Below are 23,681 nucleotides of genomic sequence, written 5' to 3'. Positions count from 1 at the left end.
TTATAAAAAATCGTAATTTAGGATGGCAAATATCCATTTAGCTGATATTTTTGATTCATGACCCCAGAACAACTGATAACGTTCGCCACCGTCGCCGAGCACGGCAACATCAGCCATGCGGCCCAGGCCCTGCACTTGTCGCAGCCGGCGGTGTCTGGCCAGCTCAAACTGCTGCAGGAGGCCTTTGGCGAGCCGCTGTATCAGCGCGCCGGCCGTGGTGTGCGGCTTACAGCAGCTGGCGAGCAATTGCTGGCCCATGCCGAGCGCCTGCGTGAAACCTTCCGTCAGGCCCAGGCACTACGCGAGGCCATGCGCGGGTTGGAGCGCGGTACCTTGCGCATCGGCGCCAGTACCACGCCGGCCAGCTACCTGCTGCCTTACCTGATTGCCGATTTCCATGCCCGCTACCCGGAGGTGTTGGTGAGCACTTCCAACGGCAATACGGCAGAAATCGTCGCTGCGCTGGACAGCGTCGATATCGCCCTGATCGAAGGGCCGCCTGGGCAGGAGCTGCCATTGGGCACGGCGGTGACGGCGTGGCGGGAAGACGAGATCGTGGCCATCGTGCCACGTGGTCATCCGCTGGCCGGCAGTGACCGGCAGACGCTGGCGTCGCTGGGGGCTTACCCGTTGGTGCTGCGCGAGAGCGGCTCGGGTGTGCGGCAGATCGTCGAGCGGGCATTTGCCCGCAGCGGCGTGGCGATGCGCGTGGCGCTGGAAATTGCTGGCGTGGAAGGGGTGAAGGAGGCAGTGCGAGCCGGGATGGGGATTGGCTTTGTGTCGGCGATGTCGATCCGACATGAGGACGGGGCGTTGCAGCGGTTGCAGGTTATGCCGCAGGCGTTGGTGCGCCGGTTTTCCATTCTGGTGCCGCATGCAGCCACCCCGTCGCGGGCTGCGGCGCGGTTTCTGGAGTTGTGTGTTGGCCTGCAAGAGGTGGGGTGACTGTGCTGGCTTCTTCGCGGGCTTGCCCGCTCCCACAGGTTTCTCACGGTTCTTGAATGCGGTGCGGTACCCCGCCGCTCAGCTCTCAAAGCGTGTTTATCCGTAACGGAAATCCGTACGATTCGAAAAGATCCCATACGTCCTCGCGATCGAAGAGCCGCCACCCCAATGCCGTGAACCGCGTCAGGTCATCCTCGCTGGGAAAGGAGTAGTAGGCCCCGGCAGATCGATCTTGAGACGTTCCCGTCATAGGCTCATCGCGCTCCAGGCGCCTGATTGCGTTCAGGATGAGACGCGCGCCTGGTTGATAAAGTGAAAGGATGTGCCACAGCAAGGAGCGCTCCTTTTCGACTGCCACCCTGGCAGTCTCAATGATGCGACCAACATCAATGCCGGGACTGTCGATCCAATGGAGCGTACAGCCGATCTCCGTGTCCCCGTTCAGCAGCGCCCGGAAGGTCGCCAGAACACCTCGATACTGAGGCAAGAGGCCAGAGTGAAGATTGAGGACGCCACGTGACGGAATTGCCAGCGCTTCATTCTTCAGGATTTGACCAAAGCGGATTGAGATGAACAGATCTGCTCCCGCGTCCCGCAGCATTTGCAGGCCCGCAGGATCACTCAAGCTGGGCAATACCCGTACAGGAACCCCAAAGCGTTGCTGCAGTTCTGCAAAACCGAATCGATGCCCGCTGCTGACCTGGTCGCTCGATTCGATTAATCCAGGGGCCAAGGCATTGAAGAAGTCCTGCTCGATCAATGCCAGTTGCCCGAGCATGCGTGGCACGTTCCTGGCCGATCCCACTCTCTCCGAGAGGAATATTCCCACTGTGCTCTCGTGAATCTCGGGCAACAGTAAATTGAGAGTGAGGTTGCTCTCAACGTCCCGGTTCACCAGAAAAGCGATTCGCAACTTTAGACCTCCGGCAGACCTGCCTTTCAATCAGTTTCGGTATTCAGACCGAGCATAGTTGCATTTTCGTCATTCAAGTTGACTCTGCCGTTTGCTCCCGGGCTCATGCCCGGGAGCGGCTATCAGGCGTCTGCTCAGTGGTGAGCGGCCAGCGCTTCCAATTCACGGATGACATCCCAGGGTTTGAGCACCAGCACATCACTTTCCATGGCATCAAGTACTAATTCGGCGGTGTTACCTAGCAGTACGCCACTCAGGCCTCTGCGCGCCACGCTGCCGAGAACCGTGAGGGCGGCGCCTAGCTGATGGGCGACATGCGGAATCAGCTGGTCGGCAGGGCCTTCCGCAAGGTGCAGGTGTTGGTCGTCGATATCGAACTCGTCCTGATAGCCCTGGCACTGCTCATGGTAGAAGGTCAGGATGCTTTCCTTGAGCTGGAATATGGGGTCGGCTGCCGACAGCATCGGGTAAGGGTAGGCGCTCATCATGTGCAGGCTGGCATGACTGAGGTGGGCGATGTCGTGGCCGTGGCTGAGGATGCCAACCTGCAGCACACGATGCTTGAGGTCGTCGCTGCCGGCGTCAATGGCCGTAAGGATGGGGCGCTCTGTCCAAGGATTGGCATGCTTGACCATCAGCACCGGGCTCGGGCACTGGCGCAGCAGGTGCCAGTCTTCAGGAGTGAGTAGCGCCTTTTTTAGTGCGCTGTCCGCTCGATGCTGCTTGATCACCAGGTCGCAACCTTCAGCCTGCTGTACGGCGAACACCGTCTTGCAGGGATTGTCGTGCCAAGCCTGCTGAGCACTGACATCGTATCCCTCCTGCACCAGTTGCTCCTGCATCAGCTTCAGATACGTCGAATGCCCATTTGGTTTGGCACAGAGCAGTAGATGCAAGTGGGCGTGGGTAAGGTCGGCAATCTGCTTGGCCTTGGTCAGGGCCAGGTCATCGTGCTGGTGTTGGGCCAACACCACCAGGGCGTTACGGGTGGTATGCATGGCGCCTCCCTGTACATTGAGTACGTTTTGGGGATGGCGCGGACGCTTCTCTAGTTGTCCCTGCGATAGGCATACGCGTCGATTATCGCGACTACATTCGGTTCACCGGATTCGGGAGCCGAATCTGCCTCTGCCAAGCATTGTCTCGCGTCGTGGTCGGGCATAACGCTAGTGCGCTGAACACGCCACGACTGGCAAGGTCATGAATGGACGGTATGTCCGGTAGTAGCGCCCGGTACTTTAGAGCCGCCTCCTTGCTCGGCCCGCCAATGGGGGGATCGCTGACCGGCCATATGACCAGTGAGTTTGGCGCGTACAGGACGATTGGGCAATGCAATCCGTCGCCCGCGTTATTCCAAATGGAAGTAGTGCCATATACGGTAGATATCGAGCCAAGTACAGCAAGCCCTGCTTTTGTGATGTGCAACCAGCTCTGATTTATCGCAGTACAAAGGGCGAGGAGTGGAAACGTTTAATTACAACATGCGTGTGCGCTTCCACTCGAAGAAGGGTGCCACCCTTCAGCAATTGAAAACATGTTTGAGGTACGCCACGAAGTTTTCATCCCGGCACTGTGTCTTGCCCGGGCTGTCGGAAATCTTGGCCACTGGTGCCCCATTGCAGGCCGTCATCTTGATCACGATATTCATCGGCTCCACGCCCGGGATATCGCAGGTCAGCCTGGTACCAATGCCAAAGCTCACATTGATCCGCTCATGCAACGCCCGGTACAACCCCAGCGCCTTGGCAAGGTCCAGCCCGTCGGAAAAGATCAGGGTCTTGCTCTTCGGGTCGATCCCCAGCCGCTCATAGTGGGCAATGGCCTTTTCCGCCCAGGCCAGCGGATCGCCCGAATCGTGCCGCAGGCCATCGAACAGCTTGGCGAAGTACAGGTCGAAGTCGCGCAGGAACGCGTCCATGGTAATGCAGTCGGTCAGGGCGATGCCCAGCAGCCCCCGGTACTCCCGCACCCAGCATTCCAGGGCGGCAGCCTGGCTGTCGACCAGGCGCGGGCCGAGTTGCTGGTGAGCCATGAACCACTCGTGGGCCATGGTGCCGATCGGCTTGAGCTGGTATTCGCGGGCCAGGTGCACGTTGCTGGTACCGACAAAGCGACCCGGGAAGTCACGCTTCAGAATGTGCACCACCTCTTCCTGCACCCGGTAGGAGAAGCGCCGCCGGGTGCCGAAGTCGGCCAGTTGGAAACCGGCCAGTTCTTCGGCGCTGGCCTCGGCCTTCAGCCAGTCGAGGTTCTGATACAGGCGCTCGCGGACCTGCTCGATCACCACCTCGCGATAACGGTAGCGGTTGCGCACCTCGCTGATGATCGCCAGCAGCGGGATCTCGTAGAGAATCACGTGCAACCACGGCCCGCGCACGCGAATCGCCAGTTGCCCGGCATCATCCAGCCCCACCTGCACATAACGCAGGTTGAAGCGGAACAGGCTGAGAAAACGGATGAAATCCGGTTTGATGAACGGGATCTTCTCCAGGTAGGCGAGCTGGTCATGCGTGACGCTGACATCGGCCAGTTGCTCGACCTGATACCGGATTTCCGCCAGGTAAGGTGCGAGGTTCTCGCCGTTACGGCAGCGAAACTCCCATTCCACCTCGGCATTGGGGTAGTTGTGCAGCACCGCCTGCATCATGGTGATCTTGTAGAAATCGGTGTCCAGCAGGTTCTGGATGATGCGTGGGCCGAAAACGCTGTCGCTCATGGGCGGTCTTCCTTGATCAGAGAGAGCTGGTAGTCGAGCGCGGCTTCGTCGCCGCAGAGGAGCACGCCCTCGGCGGCCAGGGCGCCACATGCTTCGATGGCGCCTGCCTGGGTGAGGGCGCGGCAGGCCGGCAGGTACAACAGCACCTGGAAACCTGCCTGGCGCAATTGGCGCGCAGTGGTCCTGACGCAATAGTCCAGGGCCAGGCCACCGACGATCACCGCGCCCACCTGCTGCACCTTGAGGTACTCGATCACCCCGGTGGAGCGGCGTTCGGCCAGGTCGTGGTAGCAGGCGCCGTAGGGGTGCAGGTCGGGCTCGACGCCTTTCCATACGAAATAGTCATAGTCGATGGGGGCCGGCAGGCCGGGCAGCAACTCGAAGCCGGGTGTGCCGGGCACGCAGTGGCTGACCCAGGTCAGGTCGGCGTTGGCCAGCTGCAGGGGCTGCAGCATGTGCGCGGGGTCGGCGACTACCCAGGCGGCGTTGGCCGGGTGGGCGTCCTTGCTGCCCAGGCGCAGGTCGGCGCGTAACGCCATGGTATTAAGATCTACCGCGATTTCATCGCCCTCAGGAACCGGCAGTTCTTGTGGCACGTTGTTGGTGAAGCCGTTCTGGGCGTCGACATCGAAACTGGCGATCTTCATGGCGGTTCTCCTTGCTGACATGGCTATATAGTTCACCTGGTGTATTAAGTATGTCAAGTGCCATCTTGTTCGGGATTTGTTGTTGCCTTACTTATAAACCCTGGTGGATTATGAAGGCCTTGAACAAGGAGTCCCCCGGTGAATGCAGTCGAAGTCCTGGCCAGCGTCGATATCGTCGCCCTGCGCATGGCCCCCGAAGCTCAGCATCTGCAGGTGCTGTTGCACCGTCGTGAGCGTGAACCGCATGCCGGCCAGTGGGCCTTGCCCGGGGTGATCGTCAATGGCCGCACCCCCGACACCAGCCTGGAAGCTGCTGCCGAGCGTGCACTGCGCGAGAAAACCCAGGTTGTACCGTGCTACATGGAACAGGTAGGTACCGAGGGCAATGCCTTTCGCGACCCGCGTGGATGGTCACTCAGCACCTATTACCTGGCTTTGCTCGAACCCGGGCAGGCCGTCGAGGGCGAGCAACTGGCGTTTTTCGACTTGGACAGCGTATTGGCGCGCAAGGTGCTGTTGCCCTTTGATCACAACCTGTTGGTGGAGCGCGCCCGTGAGCGGCTGGCGGCGAAGACGGTGTACAGCAGCCTGCCGCTGTACCTGCTGGCGGAGAAGTTCACTGTGCTGGATGCGCTAGGCGCGGTGCAGGCGTGCCTGGGGCAGGCGGTGAACAACACTTCGCTGCGCAAACGCCTGGAGCGCTTGCGCGAGCTGGGGTGGGTGAGGGACACCGGGGAGAAGAACCAGCCCAGGCTGGGCCGGCCGCAGCAGTTGTATCAATACACGCCACAGGGGGAGCGGGCGTTCATGTTCGATCGCAGTCTGCTGCCTGAGGGCGCTTAGTCGCTTGCATCAGTGTGCGCAGCGGTTGGCATCCTGTTCTCCGCGGGTGCCTGGCGCGCCGCGTCACTCGTCGCTGTAGTTCATGATCGACAACAGGCGGATGGGTACTTGCACCAACTGCTCGGGGCCGTGCGGGGTCTCGCCGTCGAAGGTCAGGCTGTCACCGGCCTGCATGTGATAGAGCTGGTTGCCGTGCCGGTACACCAGTTCACCCTCCAGCAAGTGGAGGAACTCGGTGCCGGGGTGGGCGAAGGTCGGGAACTCTTCGCTGGCGTCGTCCATGCTCACCATGTACGCCTCGAAATTTTTCTTCGGTCCCCTGGCGTGATTGAGCAAATGGTAGGTGTGGCCTTTCTCGGTACCGCGGCGCACCACCTCCAGCCCTTCACCGGCTTTCACCAACAAGGCATTGCCGTCGGGCTGGTCATATTGGCTGAACAGCTTGGCCATCGGCATGCCCAGCACGTCGCACAGGCGGCTGAGGGTGTCGAGGCTGGTGGATACCTGGGCGTTCTCGATCTTGCTGAGCATGCCTTGGCTGATGCCGGCGATGCGCGCCACGTCGGCGAGCTTGAGGGACTGGGCCTGGCGCTGGCGCTTGATCTGCAGGCCCAGGTACTGCTCCAGGCGAAGGCGCGGTTCGGTTTCGGTTGGCATCGAATGTCCTGCACGGTTTCAGTTCAAGAATAAAGTTTTCGCACTGGGAAAGTGCGAAATGCAGCTACGGTGGCTGCATCTTTCCTCGGGTGAAAACAAGTTTCCCATAAATGGAGCATGGAAATCTGCTTGGGTTTTGGGTTGCCGGTGCGGGCCTCTTCGCGGGTGAACCCGCTCCCACAGGCGCGCGAAGAGACCCGAACAGGCACACAAGGTTGCACCCTGAACAAAGTTGGCAAGCACGTTGCATTCCTGTGAGGAAAGTAAGTTTCCCGTGTGGAATCATTGCCCCTTGCCCAGGAGTGTTCAACCCATGTTGCCAGCAGAAACCCAGCGCACCCTCGATCAGCACGGTATCAAGTACGTGCTGGCACAGTTCGTCGATATTCATGGCTCGGCGAAGACCAAATCGGTGCCGGTCTCGGGCCTGAAGATGGTGGCCGAGGAGGGCGCCGGCTTTGCCGGGTTCGCCATCTGCGGCATGGGCATGGAGCCGCACGGCCCCGACTTCATGGCCCGCGGCGACCTTTCCACCTTGATCCCGGTACCGTGGCAGCCCGGCTACGGCCGGGTGGTGTGCGTAGGCCACGTGAACGGCCAACCCTGGCCCTACGACAGCCGTTATGTGTTGCAGCAGCAGGTGCAGCGCCTGGCCGACAAGGGCTGGACCCTGAACACCGGCCTGGAACCCGAATTCAGCCTGTTCCGCCGCGACGAGGATGGCAAGCTGCAACTGGTGGATGCCTCCGACAACCTCGACAAGCCGTGCTACGACTACAAGGGCCTGTCGCGTTCGCGGCTGTTCCTCGAGCGCCTGACCGAGGCCTTGCAGCCGGTGGGCTTCGACATCTACCAGATCGACCACGAGGACGCCAACGGCCAGTTCGAGATCAACTACACCTACAGCGACGCCATGGAGTCGGCCGACCGCTTCACCTTCTTCCGCATGGCCGCCGGCGAGATCGCCAACGACCTGGGCATGATCTGTTCGTTCATGCCCAAGCCCGACCCCAAGCGCGCCGGCAATGGCATGCACTTCCACCTGTCGCTGGCCAGCAGTACCAACAAGAACCTGTTCCATGACCCGTCCGACAGCAGCGGCATGGGCCTGTCGAAGCTGGCCTACCACTTTGCTGCAGGCCTGCTGGCCCATGGCCCGGCGCTGTGCGCCTTCGCCGCGCCCACGGTCAACTCGTACAAGCGCCTGGTGGTAGGCCGCTCGCTTTCCGGCGCCACCTGGGCCCCGGCGTTTGTCGCCTACGGCGCCAACAACCGCTCGGCGATGGTGCGCATCCCCTATGGCCGCCTGGAGTTCCGCCTGCCGGACGCTGGCTGCAACCCGTACCTGGTCACCGCCGCGATCATTGCCGCCGGCCTCGATGGCATCGACCGCCAACTGGAGCCGGGTGAGATGTGCAACGAGAACCTCTACAACCTGAGCCTGGAAGAGATTGCCGCACGTGGCATCAAGACCTTGCCGCAGTCGTTGAAGGAAGCCGCCGACGCCCTGGAGGCCGACCCGCTGTTCCGCGAAGTGCTGGGCGCCGAAATCGTCGGCGAGTTCATCAAGCTCAAGCGCATGGAGTGGGTGGAGTACTGCCGCCACGTCTCCGACTGGGAAATCCAGCGTTACACCGAATTCTTCTGAGCGCCCCCAATCCTTGGGCAGCCAGCACGAAAGCGGTCGCCCACTGCCTAGTAAGGAGCATCATCATGTGTGGAATCGTAGGTCTGTACCTGAAAAAACCCGAGCTGGAAGCCCAGCTCGGCAAGCTCTTCGAACCCATGCTCGAAGCCATGACCGACCGTGGCCCGGACAGCGCCGGCTTTGCCATCTACGGCGACGAAGTGGCCGATGGCTGGGTCAAGCTGACCCTGCAGGCCACTGACGTCAACTACCCCTGGGCGGCCCTGATGGGCCAGCTGGAAGGGCGCCTGGGCTGCTCGCTGGACTGGTTCCAGAACGCCAGCGCTGCCGTGCTCAAGGTACACACCCGCGAGGCGTCGGCCCGCCAGGCCCTGAGCGAACTGGCCCCTGACGTGCGCATCATGAGCGCCGGGCAGAGCATCGAGATCCTCAAGGGCATGGGCCTGCCGGCGGAAATCTCCAGCCGCTTCGGCCTGGCCGGCATGAAAGGCAGCCACATCATCGGCCATACCCGCATGGCCACCGAAAGCGCCGTGACCATGGAGGGCAGCCACCCGTTCTCCACCGGCGCCGACCTGTGCCTGGTGCACAACGGCTCGCTGTCCAACCACTTCCGCCTGCGCCAGGAGCTCAAGCGCGAAGGCATCAGCTTCGAGACCGACAACGACACCGAAGTGGCCGCCGGCTACCTGACCTGGCGCCTGCAGCAGGGCGACAGCCTGGCCCAGGCCCTGGATGGCGCCCTGGAAGACCTGGACGGCTTCTTCACCTTTGCCATCGGCACCCGCAATGGCTTTGCCGTGATCCGCGACCCGATCGCCTGCAAGCCCGCCGTGCTGGCCGAGACCGACGACTACGTGGCCATGGCCTCGGAGTACCAGGCGCTGGCCAGCCTGCCGGGCATCGAGAACGCCAAGGTCTGGGAACCGGCCCCGGCCACCCTGTACGTCTGGGAACGCGAAAGCGCCTGACCTGCCACCGAACCACTGGAGAACCACATGAATACGATCGACCTTTCCAGCACCTCGGTGCGTGTCCTCAACCAGTCCCTGCACGGTGAGGTGCAGGACCACGAATGGCGGGTGACCCACCCCGACGGCAAGCACAACCTGGCCGTGGGCATCAACGCCGCCGTGGCCGTGAATATCGAAGGCCACGCCGGCTACTACTGCGCCGGCATGAACCAGCTGGCCAGCGTCACCGTGCATGGCAACGTCGGTGTCGGCGTGGCCGAGAACATGATGTCCGGCACGGTGCGGGTCAAGGGCAGCGCCTCCCAGGCCGCCGGCGCCACAGCCCATGGCGGGCTGCTGGTGATCGAGGGTGATGCCGGCGCGCGCTGCGGTATTTCCATGAAGGGCGTGGATATCGTCGTCGGCGGCAGCATCGGCCACATGAGCTGCTTCATGGGCCAGGCCGGGCGTTTGGTGGTGTGTGGCGATGCCGGCGATGCGCTGGGCGATTCGCTGTACGAGGTGCGCATCTACGTAAAGGGTTCGGTGCAGTCACTGGGTTCGGACTGCATCGAGAAAGAGATGCGCGCCGAGCACCTGCAAGAGCTGCAGGAGCTGCTGAACAAGGCCGGCCTGGACCACAAGGCTGCCGATTTCAAACGCTACGGCTCGGCTCGCCAGCTGTACAACTTCAAAGTCGACAACGCCAGCGCGTACTGATCCAGGAGCATTCCCATGAGCGAGCAATTCCCCCCGGTACTGCGTGAGTCGGCCACCTTCGACCGCCTGACCATCCAGGAAATCCAGCGTGCCGCCGAAACCGGCATCTACGACATCCGCGGCGGCGGCACCAAGCGCCGCGTGCCGCACTTCGACGACCTGCTGCTGCTCGGTGCCAGCGTGTCGCGCTACCCGCTGGAAGGCTACCGCGAGAAATGCGGCACCGATGTGCTGCTGGGCACCCGCTTCGCCAAGAAGCCGATCCATCTGAAAATTCCGGTGACCATTGCCGGCATGAGCTTTGGCGCGCTGTCGGCCAACGCCAAAGAGGCCTTGGGCCGTGGTGCGACCATCGCCGGCACCAGCACCACCACTGGCGACGGCGGCATGACCCCGGAGGAGCGCGGCCAGTCGCAGCACCTGGTGTACCAGTACCTGCCGTCGCGCTACGGCATGAACCCCGACGACCTGCGCAAGGCCGATGCCATCGAGATCGTCCTCGGCCAGGGTGCCAAGCCGGGCGGTGGCGGCATGCTGCTCGGCATGAAGGTGACCGAGCGGGTGGCGGGCATGCGCACCTTGCCGATCGGCGTCGACCAGCGTAGCGCCTGTCGCCACCCGGACTGGACCGGGCCGGATGACCTGGCGATCAAGATTGCCGAGATCCGCGAGATCACCGACTGGGAAAAACCCATCTACGTGAAGATCGGCGCCAGCCGCCCGTACTACGACGTGAAGCTGGCGGTGAAGGCCGGTGCCGATGTGATCGTGCTCGACGGCATGCAGGGCGGTACCGCCGCGACTCAGGAAGTGTTCATCGAGCACGTCGGCATCCCGATCCTGCCGGCCATTCCGCAGGCAGTGCAGGCGCTGCAGGAAATGGGCATGCACCGCAAGGTGCAGCTGATCGTCTCCGGGGGTATTCGCAATGGTGCCGACGTGGCCAAGGCCATGGCCCTCGGGGCTGATGCGGTGGCCATTGGCACTGCGGCGCTGATCGCGCTGGGTGACAACCACCCGCGGCTGGATGCCGAACTGGAGAAGATCGGCTCGGCGGCCGGTTTCTATGACGACTGGCAGAACGGCCGCGACCCGGCCGGCATTACCACCCAGGACCCGGAGCTGGCCAGGCGCCTGAACCCGGAGGAGGCCGGACGCCGGCTGGCCAACTACTTGCGGGTGCTTGTGCTGGAGGCGCAGACCATGGCGCGGGCGTGTGGCAAGTCGCACTTGCACAACCTCGACCCGGAGGACCTGGTGGCGTTGACTGTGGAGGCTGCGGCGATGGCACGGGTGCCGTTGGCGGGGACTGCCTGGGTGCCGGGGCAGGCGCAGTATTGAGTTGAGCGTCGGGGGCCGCTTTGCGGCCCCAGGGCACCCCCACCATTCACACAGGAGTGACTCCATGAAGCATCTCACCCTCGCTGTAATGTTGTTAGCCCTGACCACCCGGGCCCACGCCGCCGACCCCACCCTGGACACCGGCAATACCGCCTGGATGATCTGCGCCGCGATGTTCGTGCTGATGATGTGCATCCCGGGCCTGGCACTGTTCTACGGTGGCATGGTGCGGGCCAAGAACTTCCTCTCGGTATTCACCCAGTTGTTCGCGGTTGCCGGGGTGATCGGCATTCTCTGGGTGCTGTTCGGCTACAGCCTGGTGGTAGACACCACCGGCATGGTCGAGGGCCAGCTGACCCTCAACAGCTTCATTGGCGGGCTGGGCAAGGCGCTGATGCTGGACATCGGCCATGACAGCCTGGTCGGCACCATCCCCGAAGGCGTGTTCGCAGTGTTCCAGCTGACCTTCGCCATCATTACCCCGGCGCTGATTGCCGGTGGTTTTGCCGAGCGCATGAAGTTCAGTGCTTCGTTGCTGTTCATGGCCGCCTGGTTCGTGCTGGTGTACGCGCCGATCGCGCACATGGTCTGGGGCGGGCCGGGGGCGTTGATGGTCAACTGGGGTGTGCTGGACTTTGCCGGCGGTACCGCCGTGCATATCAACTCCGGCGTGGCAGCGCTGGCTGCGGCGTTGATGCTGGGCAAGCGCAAGGGCTACCCGCAGGTGGCCATGCCGCCGCACAACCTCGGTTTCACCCTGGTGGGTGCCGGGTTGCTGTGGGTGGGCTGGTTCGGCTTCAACGTCGGCTCGGGGCTCGCGGCCAACCAGGCGGCAGGGGTGGTGATGCTGGCGACCATGGTGGCGGCCTGTGCGGGGATTGTCGGCTGGTTGCTGAGCGAGAAGGTGGCGCATGGTCGGCCGACGGCCTTGGGTGCGGCTTCAGGGGCTTTGGCAGGGTTGGTCGGGATTACCCCGGCCTGTGCATTCGTCGGGCCGCTGGGCGCGCTGGTGATCGGGTTGTTGACCGGGGCCATCTGTTTCTTTGCCGTGACCCGGTTGAAGCAGGCGCTGGGCTACGACGACAGCCTGGATGTGTTCGGCCTGCATGGCGTGGGCGGAATGGTCGGCGCGATCCTTACCGGGGTCTTTGCCGCGCCTGCGTTGGGCGGTTATGTGGAGGGTGCATCACCGGTCGGGCAGGCATTGGTGCAGTTAAAGGGGGTGGCGTTCACCTTCGTGTATTGCTTTGTGGTGAGTTGGGCGATTCTGGGGGCGATCAAGCTGACCATCGGGCTGCGGGCCAGCCGGGAAGAGGAAGAACAGGGGCTGGACCTGGCGGAGCACAATGAGCGGGCCTACAACCTCTGATTGATGTGTTGCCTGTATCGGCCTATTCGCGGGTAAACCCGCTCCCACAGGGAAAGCACAGATCCTGAGACGTGCGATATCCCTGTAGGAGCGGGTTCACCCGCGAAGAGGCCAGGACAGTTCGAATCAGTGCCCCATGGCCACCTTGGCACTCATCTGCCGGCGACGGTAGGCGCTATCACGGCTGGCCAGCCACCAGTACAGCGGCGAAGTAACCGCCAGCCCCACCAGCCACGACAGGTCCGCTCCGTTGATATGCTCGGAAATCGGCCCGACATACAGCGGCGTGTTCATGAACGGGATCTGCACCACGATACCCACGGCATAGGCGATCAGCGCTTGCGGGTTGTAGCGCCCGTAGATACCGCCATCGACCTGGAAGATCGACTGGATATCGTAGTCACCCTTGTGGATGGCATAGAAGTCGATCAGGTTGATCGCTGTCCACGGCACCAGCACCACCAGCAGCACCAGCACCATGTCGACGAAGTGGCCGATGAAGTCCGCCGAGGCGAACACCGCCACCACGCAGCAGGCCGTCAGTACTACCAGCGACAGCACGGCGCGGCTCTTGGCGGTGGGGATCCAGCGGTGGGCGAAGGTTTGCACCAGGGTGATGATCGACAGCACTGCGCCATACAGGTTGAGTGCGTTGTGGCTGATCACGCTGAGCAGGAACAGCACCAGCATGATCGGGCCGAGGGTACCGGTGGCCAGCTTGACTGCATCCATGGTGTCCATGCCGGCCGGGATCGCCAGCACCGCCACGGCGCCGAAGATGAACGACAGGCTCGAACCCAGGGCCGAGCCCAGGTAGGTAGTCCAGAACGTCGAGCTGACCTTCACGTCCGCCGGCAGGTAGCGCGAGTAGTCCGACACGTAGGGTGCAAAGGCGATCTGCCACAGCGCCGCCAGTGACACGGTGGCCAGCCAGCCGGCCAGGTTGAAGCCGCCGCGGGTGAGGAAGTCGTCGCTTTGCACGTGGCTGAAGATGTAGCCGAAGCCGACCACGATGCCGATACCCAGCACCCAGGTGCCGATGCGGTTGAGCACGTGGATGAAGCGGTAGCCGATGATGCCGATGATGCCCGAGCCCAGCGCACCGATGACGATGCCCACCGGTACCGGCACGGCATCGACCACGCCGTGCAGCGACTTGCCGGCGAGGACGATGTTGGAGGCGAAGAAGCCGATGTACATGACCCCGGCGATCACCACCACCAGCAGCGCGCCGAGCGAGCCGAACTGGGCGCGGCTCTGGATCATCTGCGGGATGCCCATCTGCGGGCCCTGGGCCGAGTGCAGCGCCATCAGTACGCCACCGACCAGGTGGCCGACCAGGATGGCGACGATGCCCCACACCAGGTTCAGGTGGAACAGTTGCACGCCCAGCGCGCCTGTGACGATGGGCAGCGGCGCGATGTTGCCGCCGAACCACAGTGTGAACAGATCCCTTACCTTTCCATGGCGGTCTTGCGGGGGCACGTAGCCGATCGTGTGTTTTTCTATGAGGGGTGCCGAATTGGCTGCACTGGTCATGACTGACTCCAAGGCAAGGTAGGGCATCGGGAGCTGCCCGGGGGCGTGCCGGCGAAGGGCGACGCGTTCTTGTTGGAGCGATGATGCGGGGCGCGGGGATAACGAGAAATTAGTAAATATGTGCCCATAAACCTTAAAAAACCTAAGGCTGACAAAAGGTTAAGCGGGGGACAGTAGCAAGGAGGGTGCCAGGGTGCGGGAGGGCTTGGGCTAGAGGGGTTTGGGCAATATGGAGGTAAGAAGCGGTGTGCTTTTCTGGGGCGCCGTGCGCGTTTGCAGGGCAGATAAAAATGTCGCCCGTGTCGGCCCTTTCGCGGGTGAAACCGCTCCCACAGGTAATGCGCATGACTTGAAATCAATGCGGTCAAGGTGGGAGCGGGTTTACCCGCGAAAGGGCCGGCACAGGCAACAACGCTACATTGGCAACAACCGATCCTGAATCACCTCTTTCATCACCAGCGTCGAACTCAATCGCTTTACATTGGGAATGCTGGTCAGCTGCTCGTCATACAGCTTCTGGAACGCCGGCAAATCCTTGGCCACCACATGCAGCAGATAATCCGGGTCGCCAAACAGCCGCTGCGCCTCGACGATCTGCGGGATTTCGGCCAGCGCCGCTTCAAAGTCCGCTACCGGCTGGCGAGTGACTTCGCGCAAGGTCACGAACACCAGCGCGGCAAAGTTCAGCCCCAGGGCGCTCGGCGCCAGGCGGGCGTGATAGCCAAGAATCGCCCCGGACTCCTCCAGCGCCTTCAAGCGCCGATGGCAGGGCGACAGGCTGAGCCCCACACGGTCGGCCAGTTCGGTCACCGATAGCCGACCATCTTTTTGCAGTTCGGCAAGGATTTTTCGATCAGTCCTGTCCATTGAGAAGGATCTTCCAGTAATTGAGGGCTGTTGGGGAATATACGAAAGAAAATCCCTCGGCGGAATCCGTAATCTTTCGTCATCCCAAAGCAGTGGAAAAAGGAAGATTCAAGTGGCTCTCAGTGTTCTGACGGCGTTCTGGGCCGTGTCGATGCTGTTCGTGATTACCCCGGGCGCGGACTGGGCCTACGCCATTTCGGCGGGCATGCGGGGGCGCTGGGTGATGCCTGCGGTGGCGGGGATGTTGTCGGGGCATTTCCTCGCGACCCTGGTGGTGGCGGCAGGGGTCGGCAGCCTGCTGGCCGGCCACCCGCTGGCGCTGACCTTGCTGACCCTGGCGGGGTGCAGCTACCTGCTGTGGCTGGGTGGCAACCTGCTGCTGAGCCCGGCCTTGCCGGCGGCCGGGCAGGATGGTGCGGGGGAGTCGGGGTCTCGCTGGGCATTGAAAGGGTTTTGCGTCAGTGGCCTGAACCCGAAAGTGTTTTTGCTGTTCCTGGCCCTGTTGCCGCAGTTCACCGACCCGCAGTCGAGCTGGCCGGTGCCGTTGCAGATCTTGCTGCTGGGCCTGGTGCACCTGTGCAGCTCGCTGGTGATCTATTCGCTGGTCGGTTTTGGCGCCAAAGCCGTGCTGAGCACCCGGCCTGGGGCGGCGAAACTGGTTGGCCGGGTATCGGGGGTGGCGATGATTACGGTGGCCCTGGGCTTGATAGCCGGCCAGATCAGCTGACTCACTTGCCAGCGTTCCTATAGGTTGCCGCGTTAACTTGCTGGCCGAAGGGCAGCGTTGATCGCTAGGCCCCAGGCGGCGGCTCCTGGGGCAGGTACAAGGTGAAGGTGGTGCCCTGGCCCGGCATACTCTTCACCTGCACATCGCCCCCGGACTGCCTGGCAAAACCGAACACCTGCGACAGCCCGAGCCCGGTGCCTTCACCCGGTGCCTTGGTAGTGAAGAACGGGTCGAAGATACGCTCCAGCAGTTCGGTGGCAATGCCGACACCGCTGTCGCTCACCGAAATCGCCGCGAACGGGCCCGGCTGTGGCGCCTGGCCGCGCAGGGCGGGCAGTGACTGGTCAGCCTGCAGGCGCAGCTGCAAGGTGCCTTCGCCGGCCATGGCGTCGCGGCCGTTGAGCATCAGGTTGATTACCGCGGTTTCCAGTTGATTGAGGTCGGCGCGGATATGGCAAGGCGCCTGTGGCAACTGCAGCTCGATCTGGATCCGCGCACCGGTGGCAGTGTCGAGCATGTCGGCCATGGCCTCCAGCCGTGGCCCTGCCTCGAACACTTGCGGGCTCAAGGCCTGGCGGCGGGCGAAGGCCAGTAACTGGCCGGTCAGCTTGGTACCGCGGTCGACAGTGTCGGACATGGTCTTGAGATAGCGTTCGCGACGCTGTGCATCGAGGTTGGGGCGCTGCAGAAAATGCAGCGACGAGCGAATGATGGTCAGCAGGTTGTTGAAGTCATGAGCCACGCCACCGGTAAGTTGGCCAATGGCTTCGAGTTTCTGGGTCTGGCGCAGCACGGCTTCTGTGTGCAGCAACTGGCTGGTGCGTTCATCCACGCGCTGTTCGAGGGTGGCATTCAGCGCCTCCAGTGCCGCCATGGCTTTGCGGACCTCGGCGTGGGCCTGTACCCGCTGGATATGCGCCCAGCAGCGCTCGGTGACTTCACTGATCAACGTCTGTTCATAGTGGGTCCACTCCCGTGGCACCTTGTCGTGGATGGCCATCAGCGCGGTCAGTCGGCCGCCTTTGATCAGGGGCATGCAAATGGTCGCGGTAATGCCGATGGCCTGGAAGGTGGCAGCTTCCTCCGGGGACAGCTCGCTCAGGTTGTCCTGGATGACCAACGGCAGGCCATTGCGCAGGCGGCCGAGCGCCAGCTTGCCAAAATCCTGCAACCGATAGCGGCCCAACAGATGCGGCGAGCCGGGCGCCACGGCGTCACCGCAGATGGTGAAACCGTCTTCGTCTGGCTCCATCACCGCGTAGGCACAACTTGACAGTTGCAGGTGCTCGACCAGCATGCGCGTGGTAGTGGCAAGGATCTGGTTCGGGTCGGTAGCGTCGGCCACGGCACGGCCCAGGTCGTCGAGGAACCTCAGGCGCTGGTTGGCGAGCACGCTGGCGGTGGTTTCGGTGACTGTATCCAGCATGCCAAGGACCTTGCCGTCGTGGTCGCGGATGGGGCTGTAGCAGAAGGTGAAATAGGCCCGTTCGGGGCCGCCGTTGCGGTCGATGACGAGCGGGAAGTCTTCGATGTACACCGCCTCGCCGGCCAGGGCGCGGTTGGCCATGTGGCCGATGTCGGCCCAGGCCTCCTGCCACACGGCGCGGAAGGGAATGCCCAATGCCGAGGGCTTTTGCCCGAGTATCTGCGAGAAGGCGTCGTTGTGCAGGGTGAGCAGGTCAGGGCCCCAGAGCACGGCTTGCGGAAAGCGCGAGGCCAGGCACAGGGCCAGGCTGGTTTTCAGCGGGTCGGGCCAGTGCTCCAGCGGGCCCAGCGGGGTGGCGGCCCAATCGTGGTTGCGGATGCGCTCGGCCATCAGACCGCCGCCGTCTAGCCATTTTGCCATGTGCTCTGCTGGTCCTTTTGCGTAAGGCCTTAAGGGTGCATCCAGAATAGACGTTTGGCGAGAATTTTTGGTGGCTGTACCGGCCCTATCGCCGGCAAGCCAGCTCCCACAGGACTGCACATGACTTGAAGTCGATGCGGTCCAGGTGGGAGCTGGCTTGCCGGCGATAGGGCCGGTACAAGCTAGCGAATGAAGTGCACCTTGCCAGTGTCGTCATTGCCCATGTAGATGCCATAAACCCCGGCCTGCCGCTCGAGGATATAGCGCTCGAGAATCTGCCGGATTGCCGGATAGTAGATTTCATCCCACGGGATCTCGTCGGGCTCAAAGAACCTGTAGGCCAGCGTTTCCGCCCCGTACTGCCCGGTTTCCTCGGTGGCGATGGCGCGGAAGATGATGTAGACCTCGCTTATCTTCGGGACGCTGAAGATCGAGTACGGCGAGACGATTTCGGCGCGTACGCCGCTTTCTTCCCAGACCTCGCGCAGAGCCGCCTGCTCTGTGGTCTCGCCGGCCTCCATGAACCCGGCCGGCAAGGTCCAGGTGCCGGGGCGCGGCGGGATGGCGCGCTGGCACAGCAGGTACTTGCCATCACGCTCGATGATGCAGCCGGCGATGATCTTCGGGTTGATGTAGTGGATGTAGCCGCAGCCGGTGCAGTGCAGGCGTTCGTGGGTGTCGCCTGTGGGAACGCCCCGGGCCAGTTCCGTGGTGCAGTGCGGGCAGTAGCGCGGGGCGTTGGGCATGATCGGTGGCCTGTGGGTTGCTTATATGCGGGGATCCTTCAAGGCCAGGGGCTCGACCATCTCGCGCACCTTGACGTTGTCATCCTGCTTCTGGCGCAGGTAGTCCAGGGCCACCTTGGCGGCGGCGCGGACGTGGTCGACCGAGGCCTGGTGGGCAACCAGCGGGTCGCCGCTCTTGATTGCCTCGACGATCTTTTCCATTTCGCGGTTGCTGGCGCCGCGGCGGTTCTCCTGCGACACCGAGGTGGCGCGCAGGTAGCTGATGCGCGCCTGCAACTGGCGCAGCTGCTGGGCTGCCACCTGGTTGCCGGAGCCTTCCAGCAGCACATCGTAGAAGCCTTGTACCGAGTCCAGCACCTGTTGCAGTTCGCCTTCCTCGAGGGCTTCGCGGTTGACCTCCAGCGCGCGTTCCAGGGCGCGGATGTCCTTGGCCTTTGCGTTCAGGGTGAACAGCTGCACGATCAGGCCTTCGAGCACGCAGCGCAGCTCGTAGATATCGCGGGCGTCTTCCAGGGTGATGATGGCCACGCGCGGGCCCTTGGCGTCGGCGAATTCCACCAGGCCTTCGGATTCCAGGTGGCGCAGGGCTTCACGCACCGAGGTGCGGCTGACGCCGAGGCGGTCGCAGAGGTCGCGCTCGACCAGGCGATCGCCTGGCAGCAGGTGGAAGTTCATGATCGCGGCGCGCAGCTTGTCGAGCACGATTTCGCGCAGGGTAACGGGGTTGCGATTGACCTTGAAGCTGTCGTCGAGTGGCTGGCGTTTCATCAAGTGCGCTCTTAAAGAGGCTGCCCGGCCGCAACCGCAACAGCACCACGAACCTTGGGTGCTCCTTGCGTGGGTTCGAACAGCCCGGTGTTAACGGGTTGACTCCGCATCGGCTTCAGCGAACGCTTCGCGGGCCAGGCGGAAACTGTCCACCGCCGCGGGCACGCCGCAATAAATGCCGACCTGGAGCAGGATCTCGCGAATCTGTTCACGGCTCAGGCCATTACGCAAGGCGCCGCGAATGTGCAGCTTGAGCTCGTGGGGCCGGTTGAGCGCGGAAATCATGGCCAAGTTTATCATGCTGCGCTCTTTGAGCGACAAGCCTTCGCGGCCCCAGACGTGGCCCCAGCAGTATTCGGTGACCAGCTCCTGCAACGGCTTGGTGAAGTCGTCGGCGTTCTGGATCGAGCGGTTGACGTAGTCCTCGCCCAGTACCTGGGTGCGGATCTGCAGGCCTTTTTCGTACTTTTCATTGCTCATGTGCAGTACTCCGGATTTAAACAGGGTCATTTGCGTTGGCTTCTTCGCGGGTGAACCCGCTCCCACAGGTACTGCACAGGTTTCAGCATCTGTGCGATCCCTGTGGGAGCGGGTTTACCCGCGAAGAAGCCAACGCCGAGCTCAAGGTCCATCAGCCCAGGGGCGGCAGGGCGCCCAGCTTGCCCTTGTGGTACACCATCGGCGTTACCGGCTCGGCCGGCAGCACCAGGTTCTTCACCGCACCGACGATGATCGCGTGGTCACCGCCGTCGTACTCGCGCCACAGCTCGCATTCGATGATCGCCGTGGCCTTGGCCAGCAGCGGGTTGCCCAGCTCGCTCAGGTGCCAGTCGATGCCTTTGGCCTTGTCCTTGCCCTTGCCGGCGAAGGCATAGGCCTCGGCGGTCTGGTCGGCGGACAGCAGGTGAATCGCGAACTGCTTGCTGTCACGCAGGATGGGGTAGGTGTCGGAGGCGTAGTTGGGGCAGAACAGCACCAGCGCCGGGTCGATCGACAGCGCGCTGAACGCGCTGGCAGTGATGCCGACAATGCCACCGTCGGCGTCAAGGGTGGTGACCACCGTGACGCCGGACGGGAACGAGCCCATCACGTCTTTGTAGATGCCTGGTTCGATCATCTCGTGCTACCTCTTAGCGCATCACAAACGGGTCGGGCATCGGCGCCGTGGACAGGTTGATCCACACCGTCTTCAGCTCGGTATAGGCCAGCACCGAATCGATGCCGCTCTCACGGCCGTAGCCGCTGTTCTTGAACCCGCCGATCGGCGCCATGGCCGACACGGCACGGTAGGTGTTGACCCAGATGATCCCCGAACGCACGTCGCGGGCCAGGCGGTGGGCACGGCCCAGGTCGCGGGTCCAGATGCCGGCGGCCAGGCCGAACTGCGAGTCGTTGGCGATGGCCAGGGCCTCTTCCTCGGTCTTGAAGCGGATTACCGCGGCAACCGGGCCGAATACCTCTTCCTGCATGATGGTCATCGAGTTGCTGTCGCACTCGAACAGGGTCGGCTCGTAGAACCAGCCGTCACCCTCGACCTCGGCACGCTTGCCGCCCATGTGCAGCTTGGCGCCTTCGGCCTTGGCAGCGGCCACCAGGCCTTCGACCACGGCCAGCTGTTGCGCGGTGGCCATGGGGCCCATTTCGCTGGCATCGTCCTGCGGGTTGCCGATGCGGATGCGCCTGGCGCGGGCGATCAGGCGTTCGACGAACTCGTCGAAGATCTCGTCCTGCACCAGCAGACGCGAGCCGGCCACGCAGCTTTGCCCGGAGGCGGCATAAATGCCTGCCACGGCGCCGTTGATGGCGCTGTCCAGGTCGGCATCGGCGAAGATGATGTTCGGCGACTTGCCGCCCAGCTCCAGCGACAGCTTGGCGAAGTTCTCGGCGCTGCTGCGCACCACGTGGCGGGCGGTGGCGGCGCCGCCGGTGAAGGCGATCTTGCGCACCAGCGGGTGGCGGGTCAGCGCCGCGCCGGTGCTGGGACCGTAGCCGGTGACCACGTTGACCACACCAGCCGGGAAGCCGGCCTCGAGGGCCAGGCGGGCCAGCTCGAGGATGGTCGCCGAGGCGTGCTCGGACGGCTTGAGCACGATGGTGTTGCCGGCGGCCAGGGCCGGGGCCAGCTTGATGGCGGTGAGGTACAGCGGGCTGTTCCACGGGATGATCCCGGCCACCACGCCGATCGGCTCGTGCACGGTGTAGGCGAACAGGTCGGGCTTGTCCAGCGGCAGGGTGCCGCCTTCAAGCTTGTCGGCAAGGCCTGCGGTGTAGTGGAAGAACTCTGGCAGGTAGCCGACCTGGCCGCGGGTTTCGCGGATCAGCTTGCCGTTGTCACGGCTTTCCAGCTGGGCCAGGTGTTCCTTGTTTTCGGCAATCAGGTCACCCAGGCGACGCAGCAGCTTGCCGCGCGCGGTGGCGGTGATGCTGCGCCACTCCTTGCTGTCGAAGGCGCGCTGGGCGGCCTGCACGGCCAGCTCCACATCGGCCTCGTCGGCGTCGGGCAGTTGCGCCCAGGCCTGGGCGGTGGCCGGGTTGAGGCTGTCGAAGGTCTTGCCGCTCTGGGCATCGCGCCATTGGCCGTCGATGCACATCTGGAAACGAACGAGGGTCATGCAACAATCCCCTTGGCGGATTCGGTGAGGGTGCGGGCTTGCGCGAGGAAGTCCAGCAGCATCTTGTTGACTTCACGCGGTGCTTCCACCGGCATCATATGCCGTTGCTCGGCGAGGACCACGCTGTGTGCGCCAGGAATGCTGGCAGCAAGCTGGCGGGTCATGGCCGGGGTGGAGCCCGAGTCGAGTTCGCCGGTGGCGATCAGCGTCGGCACCTGGATGCTGGCCAGGTCGGCGGCGCGGTACATGTCCTGGGTGGCGAACAGCGAATAAGTGGTGTGGTAGCCCTGCGGGTCGTTGCTCGCCAGCACCTGGCGAATGGCGGCGACCTGCGCCGGGTTGGCAGCCTTGTATTCACGGCTGAACCAGCGGTCGAGCGCGGCGTCGACGTTGGCGTCGGGGCCAAGCTGCGCAGCCTGGGCGGCGCGGGCGATAACGCCGGCGCTCTGCTCGGGGGTGCGGTTGAACACGCTGTTGAGCACTACCAGTGCAGCCAGGCGCTGTGGGTATTCGAGGGCAAACGCCCGGGCGACCAGGCCGCCCATGGAAAAGCCGATCACGGTGGCTTGCGCGATCTGCAGGTGGTCGAGCAGTTCGGCGAGTTGCGCGGCATAACCTTCCAGGCCGATGTCGGCGGCTGGCAGCGCGCTCTGGCCGTGGCCGAGCATGTCGTAGGCGATGACGCGGTAGTCGTTGGCCAGGCCAACGAACTGACCGCCCCACATTTCCTTGTTCAGGCCCACGCCGTGGATCAGTACCACGGGTTGGCCCTGGCCGACGGACAGGTAGCTGGTGCCGGCGGGTGTGCGTTCAGCGACAGGCTGAATCATGGAGGGCGCTCCTTGAAGGTCGGGCGCGGCGGGTAAGCACGCCACGCCCCGGCCCGTCTTGGTTGTTGTTATTGAGCGTTGGCTTTTTCGGCAGCCAGTTCTTCCAGGTCGATGTAGCGGTTGCCGATGCGCGGGTGCAGGCGGCCACCGTCGGAGGCGCCCAGGACCACGACGATCTCATCGGCACGCGGGGCATCTTCGATCTGCATTTCCAGGGTGATGTAGTGCGAACGCAGGCCTTCGTCGTCCTTCTGCATCATCGGGATCTGGATCGAGGTGCCCGGGCCGCCGCGCTTGTTGGTGAAGCTCAGGTAGCTCTTGGCCTGTACCGCTTCACGGTAGTGGTTGCCGAAGCGCAGGGTGTGGATCACCGCCGAGGCGTGTTCGATTTCGCCGTCGGCACCGACGACTGCGGCCTTGCCGTAGGCTTCGATCTTGTCGGCGCCGCCGATGGCGGCAGTCAGGCGCTCGACCATCAGGGCACCCAGGTCCGAGCAGTTGGCACGGATTTCCGGCTTCAGATCTTCAACGAAACCGCGACCGGCCCATGGGTTCTTGATCACGACGGCCAGGCCGACCATGGTCACCGGTTTGTCGGTGGCCTTGCCGCCTTCGATGCGGGTCTCTTCGGAGTAGGTGACGATCTTGCGGATTTCGAAACTCATGGGTGGCTCCTGGTGAGGGTTATCAGCTCTTGTTGTCTGATGGTATACCATAATATTTGTTGTGCAAGAGGTGGCTGGAAATTTCTCTTGCGAGGGGACGAAAGGCGCTGTGTATCGGGGTTTTTGTGGCGTTCTGTACCGGCCTCTTCGCGGGTGAACCCGCTCCCACAGGTACCCCACAGGGTTCATGGTCTGCGCCATACCTGTGGGAGCGGGTTCACCCGCGAAGAGGCCGGTACAGGCAACGGATCAATCCCCAAAAAAAAGCCCGCTCACGCGGGCCACAGGGGCCCACGTGAGCGGGCGCGTCCCGCAATGTTTCAGGCAAT

At 63.2% G+C, this 23,681-nt stretch carries 23 protein-coding genes; 8 read left to right on the top strand and 15 right to left on the bottom strand.

Annotated elements, in window-relative coordinates; translation table 11 throughout:
- Positions 1–57: 57 nt before the first annotated feature.
- Positions 58–945, top strand: a complete 888-nt coding sequence (locus E5221_RS16650; protein ID WP_075044953.1) for a LysR family transcriptional regulator — start codon at positions 58–60, stop codon at positions 943–945.
- Positions 946–1,030: 85 nt separating this feature from the next.
- Here E5221_RS16650 and E5221_RS16645 read toward each other — a convergent pair whose 3' ends face one another.
- The 4 genes from E5221_RS16645 to E5221_RS16630 all read right to left on the bottom strand — a co-directional run bounded on the left by E5221_RS16645 (position 1,031) and on the right by E5221_RS16630 (position 5,221).
- The gene (locus E5221_RS16645) at positions 1,031–1,723 is read right to left on the bottom strand and encodes a formyl transferase (RefSeq protein WP_247846005.1); all 693 of its coding nucleotides are present in this window, start codon (positions 1,721–1,723) and stop codon (positions 1,031–1,033) included.
- 269 nt (positions 1,724–1,992) lie between these two features.
- Positions 1,993–2,856, bottom strand: a complete 864-nt coding sequence (locus E5221_RS16640) for a universal stress protein (RefSeq protein ID WP_247846004.1) — start codon at positions 2,854–2,856, stop codon at positions 1,993–1,995.
- A gap of 521 nt (positions 2,857–3,377) precedes the next feature.
- Positions 3,378–4,574: a nicotinate phosphoribosyltransferase gene (gene pncB, locus E5221_RS16635; protein WP_039613873.1), complete on the bottom strand. Its 1,197-nt coding sequence runs from the start codon at positions 4,572–4,574 to the stop codon at positions 3,378–3,380.
- Entirely contained in the window at positions 4,571–5,221 is a 651-nt protein-coding gene (locus E5221_RS16630; RefSeq protein ID WP_247846003.1) for an isochorismatase family protein, read from the bottom strand. Before E5221_RS16630 ends, pncB begins: the two co-directional genes overlap by 4 nt.
- A gap of 138 nt (positions 5,222–5,359) precedes the next feature.
- On the opposite strand from E5221_RS16630, the gene E5221_RS16625 reads away from it, so the two are divergent.
- The gene (locus E5221_RS16625) at positions 5,360–6,064 is read left to right on the top strand and encodes an NUDIX domain-containing protein (RefSeq protein WP_123084878.1); all 705 of its coding nucleotides are present in this window, start codon (positions 5,360–5,362) and stop codon (positions 6,062–6,064) included.
- A 63-nt stretch (positions 6,065–6,127) separates the two neighbouring features.
- Here E5221_RS16625 and E5221_RS16620 read toward each other — a convergent pair whose 3' ends face one another.
- The gene (locus E5221_RS16620) at positions 6,128–6,721 is read right to left on the bottom strand and encodes a helix-turn-helix domain-containing protein (protein WP_061551665.1); all 594 of its coding nucleotides are present in this window, start codon (positions 6,719–6,721) and stop codon (positions 6,128–6,130) included.
- Positions 6,722–7,034: 313 nt separating this feature from the next.
- On the opposite strand from E5221_RS16620, the gene glnT reads away from it, so the two are divergent.
- From glnT to E5221_RS16595, 5 genes are all read left to right on the top strand, one after another.
- On the top strand, positions 7,035–8,369 hold the full coding sequence (glnT, locus tag E5221_RS16615; protein ID WP_061551664.1) for a type III glutamate--ammonia ligase: 1,335 nt from the start codon (positions 7,035–7,037) through the stop codon (positions 8,367–8,369).
- A gap of 65 nt (positions 8,370–8,434) precedes the next feature.
- The gene (locus tag E5221_RS16610) at positions 8,435–9,340 is read left to right on the top strand and encodes a glutamine amidotransferase family protein (RefSeq protein ID WP_247846002.1); all 906 of its coding nucleotides are present in this window, start codon (positions 8,435–8,437) and stop codon (positions 9,338–9,340) included.
- Between the two features lie 27 nt (positions 9,341–9,367).
- Positions 9,368–10,042 (top strand): protein glxC, encoded by a 675-nt coding sequence (locus E5221_RS16605; protein ID WP_061551662.1) that lies wholly within the window; start codon positions 9,368–9,370, stop codon positions 10,040–10,042.
- A 15-nt stretch (positions 10,043–10,057) separates the two neighbouring features.
- Complete coding sequence (locus E5221_RS16600) at positions 10,058–11,383, top strand: FMN-binding glutamate synthase family protein (RefSeq protein WP_247846001.1); 1,326 nt, start codon at positions 10,058–10,060, stop codon at positions 11,381–11,383.
- 64 nt (positions 11,384–11,447) lie between these two features.
- Entirely contained in the window at positions 11,448–12,752 is a 1,305-nt protein-coding gene (locus E5221_RS16595) for an ammonium transporter (protein WP_247846000.1), read from the top strand.
- Positions 12,753–12,878: 126 nt separating this feature from the next.
- On the opposite strand, the gene E5221_RS16590 is transcribed toward E5221_RS16595, so the two are convergent.
- Both E5221_RS16590 and E5221_RS16585 read right to left on the bottom strand, forming a co-directional pair.
- The gene (locus tag E5221_RS16590; RefSeq protein WP_025338785.1) at positions 12,879–14,291 is read right to left on the bottom strand and encodes a cytosine permease; all 1,413 of its coding nucleotides are present in this window, start codon (positions 14,289–14,291) and stop codon (positions 12,879–12,881) included.
- A gap of 414 nt (positions 14,292–14,705) precedes the next feature.
- A complete protein-coding gene (locus E5221_RS16585; protein ID WP_015270735.1) occupies positions 14,706–15,158 on the bottom strand; it encodes an Lrp/AsnC family transcriptional regulator in 453 nt (150 codons plus the stop codon).
- Positions 15,159–15,270: 112 nt separating this feature from the next.
- On the opposite strand from E5221_RS16585, the gene E5221_RS16580 reads away from it, so the two are divergent.
- Entirely contained in the window at positions 15,271–15,885 is a 615-nt protein-coding gene (locus E5221_RS16580; protein ID WP_061551660.1) for a LysE family translocator, read from the top strand.
- Between the two features lie 64 nt (positions 15,886–15,949).
- Here the strand turns inward: E5221_RS16580 and E5221_RS16575 are convergent, their stop codons facing one another.
- The 8 genes from E5221_RS16575 to E5221_RS16540 all read right to left on the bottom strand — a co-directional run bounded on the left by E5221_RS16575 (position 15,950) and on the right by E5221_RS16540 (position 23,352).
- Positions 15,950–17,731, bottom strand: coding sequence for an ATP-binding protein (locus E5221_RS16575; protein ID WP_247845999.1), 1,782 nt, complete (start codon positions 17,729–17,731; stop codon positions 15,950–15,952).
- Positions 17,732–17,913: 182 nt separating this feature from the next.
- Positions 17,914–18,477 carry an NUDIX hydrolase gene (locus tag E5221_RS16570; protein ID WP_013973032.1) on the bottom strand — a complete coding sequence of 188 codons (564 nt, stop codon included), beginning with the start codon at positions 18,475–18,477 and terminating at the stop codon, positions 17,914–17,916.
- 21 nt (positions 18,478–18,498) lie between these two features.
- The gene (locus E5221_RS16565; RefSeq protein WP_013973031.1) at positions 18,499–19,245 is read right to left on the bottom strand and encodes a GntR family transcriptional regulator; all 747 of its coding nucleotides are present in this window, start codon (positions 19,243–19,245) and stop codon (positions 18,499–18,501) included.
- 90 nt (positions 19,246–19,335) lie between these two features.
- Positions 19,336–19,725: a carboxymuconolactone decarboxylase family protein gene (locus E5221_RS16560; protein WP_008100863.1), complete on the bottom strand. Its 390-nt coding sequence runs from the start codon at positions 19,723–19,725 to the stop codon at positions 19,336–19,338.
- 151 nt (positions 19,726–19,876) lie between these two features.
- Complete coding sequence (locus E5221_RS16555; protein WP_003258675.1) at positions 19,877–20,362, bottom strand: flavin reductase family protein; 486 nt, start codon at positions 20,360–20,362, stop codon at positions 19,877–19,879.
- Positions 20,363–20,375: 13 nt separating this feature from the next.
- Positions 20,376–21,857, bottom strand: coding sequence for an aldehyde dehydrogenase (locus E5221_RS16550; RefSeq protein WP_024087305.1), 1,482 nt, complete (start codon positions 21,855–21,857; stop codon positions 20,376–20,378).
- Positions 21,854–22,687 carry an alpha/beta fold hydrolase gene (locus E5221_RS16545; protein ID WP_013973028.1) on the bottom strand — a complete coding sequence of 278 codons (834 nt, stop codon included), beginning with the start codon at positions 22,685–22,687 and terminating at the stop codon, positions 21,854–21,856. The genes E5221_RS16550 and E5221_RS16545 overlap by 4 nt, the downstream gene beginning before the upstream one ends.
- A 68-nt stretch (positions 22,688–22,755) precedes the next feature.
- Entirely contained in the window at positions 22,756–23,352 is a 597-nt protein-coding gene (locus E5221_RS16540; protein WP_003258678.1) for an amino acid synthesis family protein, read from the bottom strand.
- Positions 23,353–23,681 lie beyond the last annotated feature (329 nt).

The organism is Pseudomonas sp. A2, from assembly GCF_023100865.1.
Taxonomy (GTDB): domain Bacteria; phylum Pseudomonadota; class Gammaproteobacteria; order Pseudomonadales; family Pseudomonadaceae; genus Aquipseudomonas; species Aquipseudomonas asiatica.
The sequence above is the reverse complement of the archived record's forward strand: the minus strand, read 5'-3'. Positions and strand labels throughout refer to the sequence as shown.

Bases quoted from the DNA above. Each gene is read 5' to 3' on its own strand.
- E5221_RS16650 (WP_075044953.1), top strand. From the start codon at position 58: ATGACCCCAGAACAACTGATAACGTTCGCCACCGTCGCCGAGCACGGC.
- E5221_RS16645 (WP_247846005.1), bottom strand. From the start codon at position 1,723: ATGCTCGGGCAACTGGCATTGATCGAGCAGGACTTCTTCAATGCCTTG.
- E5221_RS16640 (WP_247846004.1), bottom strand. From the start codon at position 2,856: ATGCATACCACCCGTAACGCCCTGGTGGTGTTGGCCCAACACCAGCAC.
- pncB (WP_039613873.1), bottom strand. From the start codon at position 4,574: ATGAGCGACAGCGTTTTCGGCCCACGCATCATCCAGAACCTGCTGGAC.
- E5221_RS16630 (WP_247846003.1), bottom strand. From the start codon at position 5,221: ATGAAGATCGCCAGTTTCGATGTCGACGCCCAGAACGGCTTCACCAAC.
- E5221_RS16620 (WP_061551665.1), bottom strand. From the start codon at position 6,721: ATGCCAACCGAAACCGAACCGCGCCTTCGCCTGGAGCAGTACCTGGGC.
- glnT (WP_061551664.1), top strand. From the start codon at position 7,035: ATGTTGCCAGCAGAAACCCAGCGCACCCTCGATCAGCACGGTATCAAG.
- E5221_RS16610 (WP_247846002.1), top strand. From the start codon at position 8,435: ATGTGTGGAATCGTAGGTCTGTACCTGAAAAAACCCGAGCTGGAAGCC.
- E5221_RS16605 (WP_061551662.1), top strand. From the start codon at position 9,368: ATGAATACGATCGACCTTTCCAGCACCTCGGTGCGTGTCCTCAACCAG.
- E5221_RS16600 (WP_247846001.1), top strand. From the start codon at position 10,058: ATGAGCGAGCAATTCCCCCCGGTACTGCGTGAGTCGGCCACCTTCGAC.
- E5221_RS16595 (WP_247846000.1), top strand. From the start codon at position 11,448: ATGAAGCATCTCACCCTCGCTGTAATGTTGTTAGCCCTGACCACCCGG.
- E5221_RS16590 (WP_025338785.1), bottom strand. From the start codon at position 14,291: ATGACCAGTGCAGCCAATTCGGCACCCCTCATAGAAAAACACACGATC.
- E5221_RS16585 (WP_015270735.1), bottom strand. From the start codon at position 15,158: ATGGACAGGACTGATCGAAAAATCCTTGCCGAACTGCAAAAAGATGGT.
- E5221_RS16575 (WP_247845999.1), bottom strand. From the start codon at position 17,731: ATGGCAAAATGGCTAGACGGCGGCGGTCTGATGGCCGAGCGCATCCGC.
- E5221_RS16570 (WP_013973032.1), bottom strand. From the start codon at position 18,477: ATGCCCAACGCCCCGCGCTACTGCCCGCACTGCACCACGGAACTGGCC.
- E5221_RS16565 (WP_013973031.1), bottom strand. From the start codon at position 19,245: ATGAAACGCCAGCCACTCGACGACAGCTTCAAGGTCAATCGCAACCCC.
- E5221_RS16560 (WP_008100863.1), bottom strand. From the start codon at position 19,725: ATGAGCAATGAAAAGTACGAAAAAGGCCTGCAGATCCGCACCCAGGTA.
- E5221_RS16555 (WP_003258675.1), bottom strand. From the start codon at position 20,362: ATGATCGAACCAGGCATCTACAAAGACGTGATGGGCTCGTTCCCGTCC.
- E5221_RS16550 (WP_024087305.1), bottom strand. From the start codon at position 21,857: ATGACCCTCGTTCGTTTCCAGATGTGCATCGACGGCCAATGGCGCGAT.
- E5221_RS16545 (WP_013973028.1), bottom strand. From the start codon at position 22,687: ATGATTCAGCCTGTCGCTGAACGCACACCCGCCGGCACCAGCTACCTG.
- E5221_RS16540 (WP_003258678.1), bottom strand. From the start codon at position 23,352: ATGAGTTTCGAAATCCGCAAGATCGTCACCTACTCCGAAGAGACCCGC.